The organism is Bacillus sp. BHET2 (assembly GCF_005938125.1).
Classification (GTDB): domain Bacteria; phylum Bacillota; class Bacilli; order Bacillales; family Bacillaceae_B; genus Rossellomorea.
This window is the reverse complement of the sequence record NZ_VCQN01000001.1, coordinates 1,449,443-1,464,962: the sequence shown is the minus strand read 5'-3', so window position 1 is coordinate 1,464,962 and position 15,520 is coordinate 1,449,443. Positions and strand designations below refer to the sequence as shown.

Genomic DNA, 15,520 nt, shown 5'->3' with positions numbered 1-15,520 from the left:
ATCCTCAAAATGAATGGGGAAGGCCTTATTTTATAATCCTCTTAAATCTATTTGTGATCTATCGTTCAATGGCAATCGCATCAGGGATGGGTTCGAATGGGTTTTTTGGGTTGATATGATCGTAAAACATGATTCCGTTCAGGTGATCGATCTCATGTTGGAACACGATGGCGGGCAAACCCTTCAAGCGGAGTTTCACTTCAGTACCATCCATATCCCATCCTTTGACTGTCACTCTAGCATAACGAGGAACATAGCCAGGGACGCTCCGGTCGACGGATAGACATCCTTCACCTGAGGTTAAGTATGCTTTCTCGATGGAATGACTGATAATCTTTGGATTGAACAATGCATAGCTGTACAATTTCCCTTGAATGTCGGTCACGTTGACTGCTAACATCCGCTTGGAGATATTAATTTGAGGTGCAGCAAGGCCAATTCCGGGTCTAAGCCCGTACTTACTTGCTGTTTCAGGGTTTTGGCTATTTATTACATACTCTAATAGGTTTCTTAATGTTTCCTTGTCTTCTGGAGATGGTGGAATCGGAACTTCCTTAGCCACCATCGTTAATGTAGGATGACCCTCACGAATGATGTCATTCATCGTAATCATTGCATTTCCTCCTCAAGTACAATAGAGATATGAGTAAAAAGCTAGGCTTCTATACAAACGGGAAATGACAGGGCTGTATTCCCTTCTCTACTTTACGTTTTTTCATAAACTAATATGTATGATCATAGTTTATCATTATAATATAAAAAAGTTAATGAATGAGATTTGATATAATTAGGAATACTTATCAGCGAAAAGTCATAATTATTCTAATAGGAAGAATAGTCTAATCGACAATTTTTTCCACAGTTGTAAATCCCTATTGTCAAACGTTGTAGACATAGATATAGTAGAAGGTGGTAAATAGTTAAGGGGGATCAAGTTGTGTCGAAATTTCGTTTTGCTTTCATTTTAGGGGCCGCTATTTTTGTATTAATGGGCTGTGTCGGTGGTTCTTCACCCGAAGAGAATATGTACAATGTTCTTGAAGAAACAGTATCCAAAGAAGGTAAATTTGTTGAAGTTCAAAAACCTCTTCAAGAGTTAGAAGAAAAAGAAAAAGAGATTTATACGAAAATTATGGATCTTGGTATGAAAGAGTTTGACCAGATTGAAAAACTCTCCGACGAAGCTCTGGAAAATATCGAGAAAAGAAAAGAATATATCGATAAAGAACGTGCGTCCATGAGTGAAGCGAAGGAAGAGTTTGCTAAAGCAGACGAGTATATTGATAAGTTGGAAAATAAAGATCTAAAAAAACAAGCTAAAAAGCTGAATGAAACGATGGATGAACGTTATCAGCTTCATGAAAAACTAACCTCTTCTTATTTAGAGGCTCTGACTCTGGATAAGAAACTTTATAATATGTTCAAAAAGAAAGATTTGACAATGGAAGAGCTTGAGAAACAAATCGCGTCCATCAACGAACAATATGAAAAAATCGTGAAGTTCAATGAGGGCTACAATAATAAGACCGAAGAATTCAATAAGCAAAAGCAGGAAATCTACTCAAAAGCTGAACTTGATATGGAAGGTTCAGAATAATATCGTACATATAAGTGAAAGAGGAACAGATGCCTCTTTCATTTTTTTATGCTCATTTTTAATAGACTTTTTTCAAGGACCTTGTTCATACCTATTGTTGATTTGGAAAATTGGATTGGCCAGGTTGACGAATAGATGTCAGCACTTTAGAAGTGTTTCATTTTCTTACTCTATAACAGATAGGTTTTGTTGACATGTTTATATATAACAGGTAGTTGGTGGGTAGTGATACAGTTTTTAGAAAAAGAAAATTAAGGATTATTAAGATTGTTAAGAAACATTAATTTATAATACTTTGTCGTTGACTTACTGAATTTTTATATTGTAAACTAATAAAGGTATTTATGAATTGTATTAGTGATAACGAAATTATGACTAATACAGATGAACTCGAATGTAATTTCGGGTTTTCTTTCTTGGTATTTGTGGAAAACTACTTATAGTGTGTGTGTCCGCAAGTATTGTGGTAGGGCATACTGAATTTGGGTAATCTAAACTTTGTATGTAAAAAATCCAAAATAAATGTATAAAGAAAGGATAGGTGACTTCGATGGCTTCTAAATCCAAGAAGGCACAATTCGATGCAGTTAAGACGCTCGAACAAATTGAAGACAAGTTTGAAATGTTCCAAATTTTGAACGAAGAAGGCGAAGTAGTAAATGAAGACGCAATGCCTGAGATCTCTGATGAGGATCTACAGGAATTAATGCGCCGTATGGTTTATACTCGTATTCTTGATCAAAGATCAATTTCACTTAACCGTCAAGGACGTTTAGGTTTCTATGCACCAACAGCTGGTCAGGAGGCATCTCAGATCGCTTCTCACTTCGCTTTAGAGAAGGAAGACTGGATTCTACCTGGTTACCGTGACGTTCCACAAATCATTTGGCACGGACTTCCGTTAGCTCAAGCGTTCTTATTCTCACGTGGACACTTCAAAGGGAATCAACCTCCTGAAGGTGTAAATGTACTATCACCACAAATTATTATTGGTGCTCAATACATCCAGACTGCAGGGGTAGCGCTTGGTCTTAAGAAACGTGGTAAGAAAGCTGTTGCCATCACTTATACAGGGGACGGAGGATCTTCACAAGGTGATTTCTACGAAGGAATCAACTTTGCAGGTTCATACGCAGCTCCGGCGATCTTCGTTGTTCAAAACAACCAATTCGCAATCTCGACACCTAGGGACAAGCAAACAGCTGGACGCACAATTGCCCAAAAAGCAGTTGCAGCGGGTATCCCTGGTATCTTAGTTGACGGTATGGATCCATTAGCAGTGTATTCTGCTACATTGGAAGCTCGTAACCGCGCAGTTAATGGTGAAGGTCCATCATTGATTGAAACACTATGTTACCGTTATGGTCCACATACAATGGCTGGTGATGATCCAACTCGTTATCGTACTTCAGAAATGGATACTGATTGGGAAAAGAAAGATCCATTGGTACGTTTCCGTAAATTCTTAGAAGCAAAAGGATTATGGAGTGAAGAGAAAGAGAACGAAGTAATCGATCAAGCAAAAGAAGATATCAAAAAAGCGATTAAAGAAGCAGATGGAGCTCCAAAACAAAAAGTTACAGACTTCATTAACAATATGTATGAAGAGCTTCCTTATAACTTAAAAGAACAATTAGAAATCTACAAAGAGAAGGAGTCGAAATAAGCCATGGCGCAAATGACAATGATTCAAGCAATCACTGATGCACTGCGCACAGAACTACGTAACAACGAAGACGTTTTAGTTTTTGGTGAAGACGTAGGCCTTAACGGTGGTGTATTCCGTGCAACGGAAGGACTTCAGAAAGAATTCGGTGAAGACCGTGTATTCGATACGCCACTAGCAGAATCAGGAATCGGTGGACTAGCAATCGGTTTAGCATTAGAAGGGTACCGTCCAGTACCAGAAATCCAATTCTTCGGTTTCGTATACGAAGTGATGGATTCAATAAGTGGACAAATGGCGCGTATGCGTTACCGTTCAGGTGGTACGTATAGTTCACCAGTAACAATTCGTTCCCCATTTGGTGGTGGAGTACATACTCCTGAACTTCATGCGGACAGCTTGGAAGGATTGATGGCTCAACAACCTGGTCTTAAAGTGGTTATTCCATCAACACCTTATGACGCAAAAGGTTTATTGATTTCATCCATCCGTGATAATGACCCTGTCATTTTCTTGGAGCACATGAAACTATACCGTTCATTCCGTCAAGAGGTTCCTGAAGAGGAGTACACGATTGAATTAGGAAAAGCGGACGTGAAGCGCGAAGGTACAGACCTTTCCATCATCACATATGGTGCAATGGTACACGAATCGTTAAAAGCTGCTGAAGAACTTGAAAAAGAAGGTCATTCAGTAGAAGTAATCGACTTACGTACAGTAAGCCCATTGGACATTGACACGATTATGGCATCTGTTGAGAAAACAAACCGAGCAATCGTAGTTCAAGAAGCTCAAAAACAAGCTGGTATTGCAGCAAGCGTGGTTGCTGAGATCAATGACCGTGCAATCCTTAGCCTTGAAGCACCAGTACTTCGTGTAGCGGCACCAGATACAGTGTTCTCTTTCTCTCAAGCAGAGCCAATCTGGTTACCGAACCACAAAGACGTAATTGAAACGGCGAAAAAAGTACTTAATTTCTAATGAGGAAGGGGCGTAAATGTCCCTTCTCGATATAAACTTGTAAACAGAAGGGCATTCCACCCTTCTCTTTTCCAATTATAGATATAAGAAAAAGACAAATATAACAAATAACATTCATCTATTTTCAATCATTATTCAATACAGGAGGTCGAGTCCATGTCATTCGAATTCAAATTACCAGATATTGGTGAAGGTATTCATGAAGGTGAAATCGTCAAGTGGTTTGTGAAATCTGGCGACAAAGTGGAAGAAGACGATGTACTATGTGAAGTACAAAATGATAAAGCTGTTGTTGAAATCCCATCTCCAGTAGCAGGAACAGTTGAAGAGCTTCTTGTTGACGAGGGTACAGTAGCAGTTGTAGGCGATACACTAATCAGGTTCGACGCACCTGGTTACGAAGATCTTCAGTTCAAAGGTGGAGACGAAGAGAAGAAAGAAGCCAAAGCCGAAGAGAAAACAGAAGGCCAAGTTCAAGGAACTGCTGAACAAGGTCAAGATGTTAAGAAAGATCCATCTCCAGAAGCTACTGAAGAAAAATCTGTTGGAACTAAGCAAAGTGCGGATACAGAAGTCGATCCTAATAAACGAGTGATCGCTATGCCTTCTGTACGCAAATATGCGAGAGAAAACGGCGTGGAAATTCGCCAAGTATCTGGATCTGGTAAGAACGGCCGTGTTGTGAAAGAAGATATCGATGCTTTCTTAAGTGGAGATGCTACATCTTCTGAATCGAAAGAAGAAGCGAAAACAGAAGAAAAAGCACCAGCAGCAGAATCTAAAGCGGCTGCACCTAAAGCTCCTGAAGGTGAATACCCTGAAACTCGTGAGAAAATGAGTGGAATGCGTAAGGCAATTGCCAAAGCAATGGTTAATTCTAAGCAGACAGCTCCTCACGTAACATTGATGGACGAAATCGATGTGACAAAATTATGGGCTCACCGCAAGAAGTTCAAGGAAGTTGCAGCTGAAAAAGGTGTTAAATTAACATTCTTACCTTACATCGTTAAAGCATTAACGAGCGCTTTACGTGAATATCCGGTTCTAAACACATCAATCGATGACTCTACCAGTGAAATCGTTCAAAAACATTATTACAACATCGGTATCGCTGCAGATACTGACAAAGGTCTACTAGTACCTGTTGTAAAAAATGCAGATCGTAAATCAATGTTCTCAATTTCAAATGAAATTAATGAACTGGCTGGAAAAGCTCGTGATGGAAAACTTTCAGGTGATGAAATGAAAGGTGCATCATGCACAATCACGAATATCGGTTCAGCTGGTGGACAATGGTTCACTCCGGTCATTAATCATCCAGAGGTTGCTATCCTTGGAGTTGGACGCATTGCTGAAAAACCTGTAGTTAAAAATGGTGAAATTGTAGCGGCACCTGTGTTAGCATTATCATTGAGCTTCGATCACCGTATGATTGACGGAGCTACTGCTCAACACGCACTTAACCATATCAAGCGTTTGTTGAACGATCCAGAATTATTATTAATGGAGGCGTAATACAATGGTAGTAGGAGATTTCCCAATTGAAACAGATACAATCGTAGTCGGTTCAGGTCCCGGAGGATATGTAGCTGCAATCCGTGCAGCTCAACTAGGACAAAAAGTGACAATCATCGAAAAAGAAAATATGGGTGGAGTTTGCTTAAACGTGGGTTGCATTCCATCTAAAGCTCTTATCACAGCTGGTCACCGTTTCCATCAGGCCCAACACTCTGATGACATGGGGATCGTTGCTGAAAACGTAAAAGTAAATTTCGATAAAGTTCAAGAGTGGAAAGCCGGCGTTGTAAAGAAATTAACTGGCGGTGTTGAAGGACTTCTTAAAGGAAATAAAGCTGAAATCGTTCGCGGTGAAGCTTACCTAGTAGATGCTAATACACTTCGCGTTATGGATGAAAATTCAGCTCAAACTTACAAGTTCAAAAACTTGATTCTTGCAACCGGTTCTCGCCCTATTGAAATCCCAAGCTTCAAGTTCTCTAAACGCGTACTTGATTCTACTGGTGCTCTTGCGTTAACTGAAATTCCAAGCAAGCTTGTTGTAATCGGTGGAGGTTACATCGGAACTGAGCTTGGTACTGCTTATGCAAATCTTGGTTCCCAAGTAACGATCTTGGAAGGGGCTGACGATATCCTTAGTGGATTCGAAAAGCAAATGACCACCATCGTGAAAAAGGGGCTTAAGAAAAAAGGCGTAGACGTTGTAACAAAAGCAATGGCTAAAGGTGTTGAAGAAAGTGACAGCGGCGTTGTTGTTAAATACGAAGTAAAAGGCGAAGAGAAATCTGTTGAAGCTGATTACGTTCTCGTAACAGTTGGACGTCGTCCAAACACTGATGAAATTGGTCTTGAAGAAGTTGGAGTAGAGATGACAGACCGCGGGGTTGTCAAAATTGACAAACAGTGCCGCACGAACATCCCTAACATCTTTGCGATTGGTGATATTGTTGATGGACCACCACTTGCTCACAAAGCTTCTTACGAAGGAAAAATCGCTGCTGAAGTTATCTCAGGTGAACCAGCGGAAATCGATTACCTTGGTATTCCGGCTGTATGCTTCACAGATCCTGAATTAGCAACAGTAGGTTATTCTGAAGCTGGAGCGAAAGAAGAAGGCATCGAAGTAGTTGCTGCTAAATTCCCATTTGCTGCAAATGGTCGTGCCTTAGCTCTTAATGCTAGTGATGGCTTCATGAAGCTTATTACACGTAAAGAAGATGGCTTAATTATCGGGGCGCAAATTGTTGGTTCTGGAGCATCAGACATGATCGCTGAATTAGGACTGGCAATCGAGTCAGGTATGACAGCTGAGGATGTAGCGATGACTATCCATGCTCACCCAACATTAGGTGAGATTTCCATGGAAGCTGCTGAAGTTGCGATGGGAAGTCCAATTCACATTGTGAAATAATATAATTTAACGTAAGGATGGCCCCCGAGACTGGGGTCATCCTTTTTTTTATTGAACAAAAAGAGGAGAAGGAAGCGACGCTTCCTTCTCCTCTAGCGTTACCAGCTATCTATAGCACTTGATACAGGTTTAATAATGTTCTCTTTAGAGGTGTTACCTTCCACTTTACATATGACCTGATTGTTTTCTACCACAACTATGGCTGGGGAGCTTTGGGGGGAATCCGTGATTTTGCTTGGTTCCTCCGTGTTTAAGCTGACTACCTTTAATCGTTTAAGGTGGTTGGGGTATTGTTTTTTAAGCTCAATGATTGCATCGTAATAAGGTATTTCGTTAGAAACATTTCGTTCATCCGTAAAATAGATCACTTGCTTTTTGATAAACTGGTCCTTTGCTAATACAACCTTGTTGGAAGAAATATAATCACATGAAGTCAAAAGCAACATCGTGGAAGTAAGTATTATAAAAGTGAGTATTTGCTTCATACATCATCCTCTTTTCTTAAACGATGCTATGAACTGGATATTTGTGAATTCTTGATTATTGAACAGATGTTACGTCACATTTTATCATAGGAGAAAATGTAAAAGGGTCAAGTCATTAAAATGTTACAAAATTGAAAAGACATTCATAATGAAAGGTCTGGAAAAAGAATATACTATATTAATAAGGAGAATTGAAGGAATGATTGTATGATTGAAGAATGGGTAAATAAACAAACAACCAACCATTTTCCAGAAGAGCGTCTTTAAATAAATCTTTTAAAGGATGAAAATAAACATGAAATCCTATATTGCTTTTTTAGTTCAAATGATTTTGTGGAGTGTATTTTATATTGCGGAATGGATATCTGATAAAGATCACTTAGAGTATAAATGGATCATGTTTGTTCTATTTTTTTATCTGGCTTTTATTGCTGCAAAGAAAATTGTTCATTCAAAAAAACTGACGTTATTTATTACATCATTCAGCTTAACCTGCTTTTTTGCCTTTAAAGTGGTATTTGAAAATGTAATGGAAATATTTTAATTCTTTCCCAGATTCCCCTTAGAATATGTTAATATATTCAAAGTGGATAAGGAAAGGTGAGAGACATGAAAAAGATTCTAGCATCCGGGTTAGCCCTACTATTATTGACGTCCTGCTCAAGTGAACCAACCAGCACCAACGAAAAATCAAAGGAAACCGATCAGACTGAAGTGAAACAAGATGAAGAACAGAAAAGTGAAGACATAAACTCTGAAGAGGCTAGTGGTGACACAGAAGCTGGCCCTGTTGATGAGGTCGTACAAACGAAAGATTACAAGATAAATGAAAATAATTGGAGCATCAATCCTATTAAAGATGCAAATACCAAAGTGGTTCTTCTGACCATTGATGATGCTCCAGATCAACATGCATTACAAATGGCGAAAGACCTTAAAGAACTGAACGCCCCGGCCATTTTCTTTGTGAATGGTCATTTCCTTGACACCCCGGAGGAAAAAGAGACGTTAAAACAGATACACGATATGGGATTTTTAATCGGGAACCATACATATAGTCACAGCAGCTTAAGAGATCTTTCACCAGAAGAACAAAAAGAAGAAATCCTCTCTCTCAACGACCTGGTGGAATCCGTCATAGGAGAACGTCCGAAATTTTTCAGGGCACCATTCGGTCAAAATACCGATTACAGCCAGCAGCTTGCAGCAGAAGAGAAAATGTCTCTAATGAACTGGACCTACGGATACGATTGGGAAAAGCAATATCAAGATAAAGAAGCAATCACGGATATAATGGTGAATAGCCCTTTCCTGAGTGACGGTGCAAATCTGCTCATGCATGATCGCACCTGGACAAGTGAAGCCCTTATTGACATTGTGAAGGGTCTTCGGGAAAAGGGGTATGAAACATTGGATCCCGACCGCATAAAAACCATTGAATAATGATTAATAATAAAGTCTGCATGATTTTCTTTCATGCAGACTTTATTATTGGCTAATTGGATTAGAAGGTTGAATCAGGTAAATATCTGTTAATACGTACACATGTTAATGAAATGAGGCCACAATTTCTAATTTGACAATAAGGTAACGGGTAAAAACATATACAAAATTAATCATAATATTGGTTACGCTTACATACAGTTTATTATTCAATAGTATGATTGATTGGGAGAATAAAAAGTTAAATATGTTATACAATTTAGGCTTGATATTTTAAATGTGTTATATTATTATAGAAGCAGATAAGATAAAGCGTTTACAAAAAGATCGTAAAGGAGAGGAAAAAAGATGGGAACAATTGTATGTCAGTCATGCCTTAGTACTATTGAGCATTATGAAGATGAGAAGGTTTCTGTTTTATTCTCTAACTGTTGTGATTGCAACGACGATAAAGATCTAGATGATTAATACCTGCTAAGGGGAGCAGGGAGTGAATGGAATCTAAAGGGGTTCCTTATAAATAAAAAGGATGAAGAAGGGTGGGGCCTTCTTCATCCTTTTTTCTTTTAGCGTATGGCCCGATGTTCCTTGATGACCCTTAGGTGACGTAAATCATAATCTTCAGGTCCCTGTACAGGGAGGCCCGCTTCTATGTTTGTCTTGATATAATGAATATTTTCTTGAGTAATGATCTCACCAGGGATGAAAATCGGAATTCCTGGAGGGTAGACCATAATGAACTCTGCAATCGTTCTTCCCACGGAATCATCGATGGGAATGACTTCAGTATCAGCATAAAAGGCATCCCTAGGTGTAATGGAGAGAACAGGTATGTCAGGCAGCATCACTTTAACTGGTGCCATTTCTCCTTGGTTCTTCAGGCTTGTAACAAGTTCTTTTAATGCTTCCACCAATTGATTTCCTTCTACCACAGTGTCTCCTGGAGTGATGATACAAAGGATATTGTATAGGTCAGACATTTCTACCTCGATATTATGAGCTTCTCTTAGCCATTTCTCGGCATCAAATCCACTGATTCCCAAATCCTTTACTGAAACGATAAGTTTTGTAGGGTCATAAGCATAGGTAGCTTTTGTTCCAAGTATTTCTTCCCCTACACAGTATAATCCCTCAATTCCGTTGATTTGGTTTCTTATATCCTGGGAAAGTTCAATTGTCTTTGTAATGAGCTCACGCCCTTCAGTGGCAAGTCGCTTTCTTGCAACATCCAGGGATGCGAGTAATAAGTATGAAGTGGAAGTTGTCGTCAGCATGCTTAATATCGTCTGTACACGTTTAGCTGAAACGAGACCTTCTTTCATATTAAGGACTGAGCTCTGTGTCATGGATCCTCCGAGCTTGTGGACACTTGTAGCTGCAAGATCAGCACCTGCCTGCATTGCTGACAGTGGAAGTTCTTCATGGAAATGGATGTGCACTCCATGGGCTTCGTCGACAAGGACGGGAACATGATAAGAATGTGCGATTTCTACGATTCTCTTCAGGTCAGCAGAAATTCCAAAATAAGTCGGATTGATGACCAGGACTCCTTTGGCATCAGGATTTTGCTCTAACGCCTTGCCAACAGCATCTGTAGTGATTCCGTGAGAGATTCCTAGATCTTCATCAATATCCGGATGGATAAAGATAGGAGTGGCTCCTGAGAATACAATTGCAGACATAACGGATTTATGGACATTTCTTGGAACAATGATCTTATCTCCAGGTCCACATACACTCATGACCATAGTCATAATTGCTCCACTAGTTCCTTGAACAGAGAAGAATGTATGGTCAGCACCAAAAGCTTCTGCAGCCAGGTCCTGGGCTTTTTTAATCATCCCTTTAGGCTGGTGCAGATCATCTAATGGGCCGATGTTAATTAAATCAATAGAAAGGGCATTTTCTCCGATGAATTCTTTAAATGCTGGATCCATACCTGCACCTTTTTTATGGCCGGGAATGTGAAACTGGACAGGATTTTTTCTGCTATGTTCAATTAAGCCGGTAAATAACGGCGTTTCATTTTGAGACAATTCATTCAACACCTCTTCGAATTCTTAATTAGTACGTATTACAACCTTGCTAAGGATATTATTATATAGGATTCTTCCCATAATTTCATAACTTTTCACACGATAATTTTTACAAACACATGAATTATAGCACTTAAGAAAATCTTTGCATAGTATCATACGCGTAATACCTGATACTTGGAGCATATTCTCTTTATTAGATGCTCTAGTAAGAAAAGGATTTCCGCTCTTCAATCGAGAATAGATGTGTATGGAGGGATTCAATTGAAGTGGAATACACGAGTAACCGATTTATTGAACATTCAATATCCGATCATACAAGGAGGGTTGGCTCATCTTGCTTACGCAGAACTGGCTGCGGCCGTGTCGAATGCAGGTGGGCTAGGACAAATCACTGCCATGTCATTAGACAATCCTGGGCAATTGAGGGATGAAATCATAAAGGTCAGGTCTCTTACCGACAAGCCCTTTGGCGTAAATTTTGCCATTGGTCAACATGGACGCCCATTTAGTGAGTTTGTAAAGGTAGCCATTGAAGAAAATGTCCCTGTCGTATCCGTGACAGGAGGGAACCCAACTCCTTTCTTCCAACAACTTGAAGGGAAGGATATTGCAAAGCTTGTATTAGTCGCCTCGAAAAGACAGGCAGTGAAAGCGGAGGAACTTGGTGCAGATGCCGTTATGGTTGTGGGGCAAGAAGGGGGAGGTCACCTCGGGAAAGCTGATATCGGAACATTTGTCTTGATACCGCAAGTGGTTGATGCAGTATCCATTCCGGTTATAGCTTCGGGTGGTGTCGGAGACGGAAGAGGGTTAATGGCCGCTCTCAGCTTTGGTGCAGAAGGAGTAGAGATGGGCACAAGATTTATTGCTACCAAGGAGTGTGTCCATGCATCCGAGGTTTATAAACGTGCCTTGATTGAGGGCGATGAGAATGGTACAGTAGTCATTAAACGATCTTTAGGTGCTCCGGCGAGAGCGCTGTCAAACTCTTGGACCAAACAGATACTTGAAGCTGAAACATCGAATGTTGGTTATGAAGGATTAAAAAGATACATAAGCGGTGAAGCGAACAAACGGTATATTTACGATGGAAAAGTGGATGGCGGGTTTGCGTGGGCGGGACAAGTGATGGGATTGATCCAAGATGTCCCTTCTGTTAAAGATCTCATTCACCGGATGATTTCGCAAGGGGAAAACATTCGCCAAAAATGGAACTAACACATCATCATTCATCAAGGAGTTGTTGTACAGGATGGAATATCAATACCCATTCGATATAGACTGGTCAACGGAGGAAGTTATAGATGTTATAGCCTTTTTCGAAGCCATTGAAAAAGCCTATGAAAAAGGAGTCTCACGAGAGGACCTTATGGATCGGTACAAGCGTTTTAAAGAAATCGTACCGGGAAAAGCGGAAGAAAAGAGAATATGTAATGAATTTGAAGAATCCAGCGGCTATTCCTCTTATCGTGTAGTGAAAAAAATGAAGGAAATTTCTGAAGCAGACAAAATATCAATGAATTAGTCATTTTCAGCAAATACAGTGTGGGGAAAGAATAATACAGAAAGAACGGCTGCCATTTTTGGCAGCCGTTCTTTCTGTATTATTCCCGACAGGCATATGGTTTAGTTCATTTTATAAAGGGGTAAAAGTGTTTCAAAGGCACTTTTTATTTTTTTAAGTAGTTCATCACCTGTAAGACTAATGACTTTCTCACGATCTAAATGAAGTCCGCAAAGCAGTTCAGCCTTTTTTACATTTTGAACTCTTTCACTTAAAGCAACGAATTGTTCCTGAGACAGGGAAGAAAAAGGCGTAGCATCCGGTTTTGTGTGATCTCCTGACCAAACAAAATGACCAGGAATCAATGATCTTATCTCAACAGCCTTTTCTTCGACCTTTTTACCGAATTCAGCTTTATTTGGAGCTTCATAGATCATTGCAAACCAAATAAACACATGGGTTTCCCACAATCCAATTTGAAAATGAGGATGCTTTTTATACCCTCGCTTATTATTCGCAAATGCAACCCATGTATCATCAGGAGGATTAACTGATCGGCGAGCATGTTTTGCAACGTGGTAAAACATTTCATCTCCTGTCAAGGCGCTTAAAGTGGGAGCGAAATGATCACCGAGTAATTCCAGTTTTGGTCTAACCTGTTCCTGGATGGCAGTCATTCGGTCTTCAAGCCCAACAATTGTGAAAACATTGAAATCTTCTTTTGTGAAACCTTTAAATGTCATGGTGTAACCTCCTTGTATCCAAGTAGTATCTTACCATAATAGGGTACAAGCTTGAAGTCAATTGACTTATCCATGGGTGTCTGCACATTTTAGTTACAAGATGAAGGGAAACTTCATAACATGTAGTAAATATTATCAGAACAATCAGATAAAACGAAAAACCGGAAGGGGTGTATGGCCATGAAACAAGTAATGAACACTTCAAAAAAACGAGATGTCCAACAGCAAAGAATGAATGTATTGAGACTGGAAATGGATTATGAATTAGCTGTATTGTTCGAGGCAATTCAAACGAAGAATACAGAAACGCAAAACAAATCTAAACAAAAGCTTATGAACATTCGAGAAGAGCTTATGAAGATGAAGGCCTTATAGAGCATTGATCCTCTCAATGGATATAAAGTATGCGGATTAAATAATCTACTTTTGAACGCGAGCTCATAGTGGTTAGAGAGTTCGCTTTTTTATGGAGAAAACCCCCTCCCTTACAATTGCTTTACTAAGGATAAATTGAATGTTCTTATTTAACTTGTATAAAATCCCTTTCCCTTTTCAGTATACGTACCCCCCCCTTTTTGAGCTCAATCACTTGAAAGAGACTACATAATCCATTAAGGTAATTAGTTAAGCACATCGTTTTTGAATCTACGAACCCAGATTCAACATTAACTCAATTGACCATATTAGAAATGGCGATACAGATTTATGTTACACACACTGGAGGCTAAAGATATATGACGAATTGGACTGATTTAGATCAAAATGTTAGAACATGGATTCAGGAAGCCGGCGAGAGGATTCGTCAGTCATTCAAAACAGAGTTGAGTATTAAAACGAAATCAAACCGTAATGATTTGGTTACGGACATGGATGAAGCGACAGAGCGTTATTTTACCGAAAACATTCGTACCACATACCCAGATCATCAAATATTGGGTGAAGAGGGGTACGGTGATGATTTTAAAGAATTATCAGGTATCACCTGGATTATCGACCCTATCGATGGAACGATGAATTTTGTCCATCAACAACGAAACTTTGCTATCTCAATTGGTATTTATGATGGAGACGAGGGAAAGTTAGGATACATATACGACGTGGTACACGATGAACTTTATTTTGCTAGCAAGGGTCAAGGGGTCTTTATGAATGATGTTAAGCTGCCCAAACTCGACTCTGTACCGGTTCAGGATGCCATTGTAGCATTGAATGCACTTTGGGTTACGGATAATAAACGTATTGACCCAACCATCCTTTCTCCATTAGTACAGGATGTACGGGGGACCCGCTCGTATGGGTCGGCTGCTCTTGAACTTGCATATGTTGCTTCTGGAAGACTTGATGCATATCTCACAATGCGTCTTGCACCATGGGATTTTGCTGCAGGGAAAATAATGATAGAGGAGCTCGGAGGGGTTGTAACCGACCTTGAAGGGGATCCTTTGAATCCGCTAAACAAAAGCTCTGTCTTTGTAGGGAAACCTGGTTTGCATCAAACTATATTAACAGATTATCTTCATCGGAAAAGGTAAAAAAAAGGAGATCCGGGCAGTGTCTGTCCGGATCTCCCTTTTTTTAATTGACTTATCTTGTTAAGATTGTTGTTTTAATAGCAGTAAGAAACGCATGCTTAGAAAGCTGTTTGTAGTGTAATGTGGTAAAATTACCCAATTCTAAAAACGAGGACTCTGACTATCAACCACCAGCTGCCAATTTGTAAAGCAACACCGTTTACGAAATCAACCTGCTCCTTAAAGCTTTCCTTCTTCCCGATATTTCTTCTTTGTCTTGAAACCAAACCCCATCACAATAAATAAACATATGATACTTGCTCCTGCCAGTAAAAAACTTTGCAGGCTGATTGAAACCGCTATTCCCATCAATGAAACTGCGGCCAAAACTGAAAAAAGTACAAAAATCCACTTGATGTTTCCCATATAATAACCCCCAAAAAATGTTGACTGTTTATTAAGCTGGTACGTTCACTGATTGTAATCTACTATTCCTATTGAATTTTACCTATCTATTTACGAATGTGCAATGGGTAATGGACGGTTTGAGAGAAAGAATAAATTCATTCTATATGGAAACGATTAGTAGGTTTGAATGAAGGATTTGAAATAATTATTAGGG

The 15,520-nt window shown here is 39.5% G+C and carries 17 protein-coding genes; 12 read left to right on the top strand and 5 right to left on the bottom strand.

The annotated features are described in order from the left end of the window. Window positions 1-58: 58 nt before the first annotated feature. Entirely contained in the window at window positions 59-613 is a 555-nt protein-coding gene (gene def / locus FGG79_RS07490) for a peptide deformylase (RefSeq protein WP_138777086.1), read from the bottom strand. Between the two features lie 324 nt (window positions 614-937). Between def and FGG79_RS07485 the strand changes: the two genes are divergently transcribed. The 5 genes from FGG79_RS07485 (at window position 938) to lpdA (ending at window position 7,173) form a co-directional block, all read left to right on the top strand. Beyond that, a complete protein-coding gene (locus FGG79_RS07485) occupies window positions 938-1,597 on the top strand; it encodes a YkyA family protein (protein WP_240794212.1) in 660 nt (219 codons plus the stop codon). A 550-nt stretch (window positions 1,598-2,147) separates the two neighbouring features. Then, the gene (pdhA, locus tag FGG79_RS07480; protein WP_138777085.1) at window positions 2,148-3,263 is read left to right on the top strand and encodes a pyruvate dehydrogenase (acetyl-transferring) E1 component subunit alpha; all 1,116 of its coding nucleotides are present in this window, start codon (window positions 2,148-2,150) and stop codon (window positions 3,261-3,263) included. A 3-nt stretch (window positions 3,264-3,266) separates the two neighbouring features. Next, window positions 3,267-4,244, top strand: a complete 978-nt coding sequence (locus FGG79_RS07475) for an alpha-ketoacid dehydrogenase subunit beta (RefSeq protein ID WP_138777084.1) — start codon at window positions 3,267-3,269, stop codon at window positions 4,242-4,244. Between the two features lie 156 nt (window positions 4,245-4,400). After that, window positions 4,401-5,759: a dihydrolipoamide acetyltransferase family protein gene (locus FGG79_RS07470; RefSeq protein ID WP_138777083.1), complete on the top strand. Its 1,359-nt coding sequence runs from the start codon at window positions 4,401-4,403 to the stop codon at window positions 5,757-5,759. 4 nt (window positions 5,760-5,763) lie between these two features. After that, complete coding sequence (gene lpdA, locus FGG79_RS07465; RefSeq protein WP_138777082.1) at window positions 5,764-7,173, top strand: dihydrolipoyl dehydrogenase; 1,410 nt, start codon at window positions 5,764-5,766, stop codon at window positions 7,171-7,173. 98 nt (window positions 7,174-7,271) lie between these two features. On the opposite strand, the gene FGG79_RS07460 is transcribed toward lpdA, so the two are convergent. Beyond that, the gene (locus FGG79_RS07460; protein ID WP_138777081.1) at window positions 7,272-7,658 is read right to left on the bottom strand and encodes a hypothetical protein; all 387 of its coding nucleotides are present in this window, start codon (window positions 7,656-7,658) and stop codon (window positions 7,272-7,274) included. 295 nt (window positions 7,659-7,953) lie between these two features. Between FGG79_RS07460 and FGG79_RS07455 the strand changes: the two genes are divergently transcribed. The 3 genes from FGG79_RS07455 (at window position 7,954) to FGG79_RS07445 (ending at window position 9,569) form a co-directional block, all read left to right on the top strand. Further along, a complete protein-coding gene (locus tag FGG79_RS07455) occupies window positions 7,954-8,202 on the top strand; it encodes a hypothetical protein (protein WP_138777080.1) in 249 nt (82 codons plus the stop codon). A 65-nt stretch (window positions 8,203-8,267) separates the two neighbouring features. Further along, the gene (locus FGG79_RS07450) at window positions 8,268-9,101 is read left to right on the top strand and encodes a polysaccharide deacetylase family protein (RefSeq protein ID WP_138777079.1); all 834 of its coding nucleotides are present in this window, start codon (window positions 8,268-8,270) and stop codon (window positions 9,099-9,101) included. 348 nt (window positions 9,102-9,449) lie between these two features. Next, complete coding sequence (locus FGG79_RS07445; protein WP_138777078.1) at window positions 9,450-9,569, top strand: GapA-binding peptide SR1P; 120 nt, start codon at window positions 9,450-9,452, stop codon at window positions 9,567-9,569. Between the two features lie 98 nt (window positions 9,570-9,667). Here FGG79_RS07445 and FGG79_RS07440 read toward each other — a convergent pair whose 3' ends face one another. Continuing rightward, window positions 9,668-11,137, bottom strand: a complete 1,470-nt coding sequence (locus FGG79_RS07440; protein WP_138777077.1) for an aminotransferase class I/II-fold pyridoxal phosphate-dependent enzyme — start codon at window positions 11,135-11,137, stop codon at window positions 9,668-9,670. A 264-nt stretch (window positions 11,138-11,401) separates the two neighbouring features. Between FGG79_RS07440 and FGG79_RS07435 the strand changes: the two genes are divergently transcribed. Then, window positions 11,402-12,358: an NAD(P)H-dependent flavin oxidoreductase gene (locus FGG79_RS07435; protein ID WP_138777076.1), complete on the top strand. Its 957-nt coding sequence runs from the start codon at window positions 11,402-11,404 to the stop codon at window positions 12,356-12,358. Between the two features lie 34 nt (window positions 12,359-12,392). Next, window positions 12,393-12,665: a UPF0223 family protein gene (locus FGG79_RS07430; protein ID WP_138777075.1), complete on the top strand. Its 273-nt coding sequence runs from the start codon at window positions 12,393-12,395 to the stop codon at window positions 12,663-12,665. 101 nt (window positions 12,666-12,766) lie between these two features. On the opposite strand, the gene FGG79_RS07425 is transcribed toward FGG79_RS07430, so the two are convergent. Then, entirely contained in the window at window positions 12,767-13,387 is a 621-nt protein-coding gene (locus FGG79_RS07425) for a YktB family protein (RefSeq protein ID WP_138777074.1), read from the bottom strand. 180 nt (window positions 13,388-13,567) lie between these two features. On the opposite strand from FGG79_RS07425, the gene FGG79_RS07420 reads away from it, so the two are divergent. Together FGG79_RS07420 and FGG79_RS07415 are read left to right on the top strand one after the other, a co-directional pair. Beyond that, on the top strand, window positions 13,568-13,762 hold the full coding sequence (locus tag FGG79_RS07420; RefSeq protein WP_138777073.1) for a hypothetical protein: 195 nt from the start codon (window positions 13,568-13,570) through the stop codon (window positions 13,760-13,762). A gap of 359 nt (window positions 13,763-14,121) precedes the next feature. Then, window positions 14,122-14,919: an inositol monophosphatase family protein gene (locus tag FGG79_RS07415; protein WP_138777072.1), complete on the top strand. Its 798-nt coding sequence runs from the start codon at window positions 14,122-14,124 to the stop codon at window positions 14,917-14,919. Between the two features lie 219 nt (window positions 14,920-15,138). On the opposite strand, the gene FGG79_RS07410 is transcribed toward FGG79_RS07415, so the two are convergent. Beyond that, a complete protein-coding gene (locus FGG79_RS07410; protein WP_138777071.1) occupies window positions 15,139-15,324 on the bottom strand; it encodes a YlaF family protein in 186 nt (61 codons plus the stop codon). Between the last annotated feature and the right edge of the window lie 196 nt (window positions 15,325-15,520).

Bases quoted from the DNA above. Each gene is read 5' to 3' on its own strand.
- FGG79_RS07415 (WP_138777072.1), top strand. From the start codon at position 14,122: ATGACGAATTGGACTGATTTAGATCAAAATGTTAGAACATGGATTCAG.
- FGG79_RS07445 (WP_138777078.1), top strand. From the start codon at position 9,450: ATGGGAACAATTGTATGTCAGTCATGCCTTAGTACTATTGAGCATTAT.
- FGG79_RS07475 (WP_138777084.1), top strand. From the start codon at position 3,267: ATGGCGCAAATGACAATGATTCAAGCAATCACTGATGCACTGCGCACA.
- FGG79_RS07455 (WP_138777080.1), top strand. From the start codon at position 7,954: ATGAAATCCTATATTGCTTTTTTAGTTCAAATGATTTTGTGGAGTGTA.
- FGG79_RS07410 (WP_138777071.1), bottom strand. From the start codon at position 15,324: ATGGGAAACATCAAGTGGATTTTTGTACTTTTTTCAGTTTTGGCCGCA.
- FGG79_RS07470 (WP_138777083.1), top strand. From the start codon at position 4,401: ATGTCATTCGAATTCAAATTACCAGATATTGGTGAAGGTATTCATGAA.
- FGG79_RS07430 (WP_138777075.1), top strand. From the start codon at position 12,393: ATGGAATATCAATACCCATTCGATATAGACTGGTCAACGGAGGAAGTT.
- pdhA (WP_138777085.1), top strand. From the start codon at position 2,148: ATGGCTTCTAAATCCAAGAAGGCACAATTCGATGCAGTTAAGACGCTC.
- FGG79_RS07425 (WP_138777074.1), bottom strand. From the start codon at position 13,387: ATGACATTTAAAGGTTTCACAAAAGAAGATTTCAATGTTTTCACAATT.
- def (WP_138777086.1), bottom strand. From the start codon at position 613: ATGATTACGATGAATGACATCATTCGTGAGGGTCATCCTACATTAACG.
- FGG79_RS07450 (WP_138777079.1), top strand. From the start codon at position 8,268: ATGAAAAAGATTCTAGCATCCGGGTTAGCCCTACTATTATTGACGTCC.
- FGG79_RS07460 (WP_138777081.1), bottom strand. From the start codon at position 7,658: ATGAAGCAAATACTCACTTTTATAATACTTACTTCCACGATGTTGCTT.
- lpdA (WP_138777082.1), top strand. From the start codon at position 5,764: ATGGTAGTAGGAGATTTCCCAATTGAAACAGATACAATCGTAGTCGGT.
- FGG79_RS07420 (WP_138777073.1), top strand. From the start codon at position 13,568: ATGAAACAAGTAATGAACACTTCAAAAAAACGAGATGTCCAACAGCAA.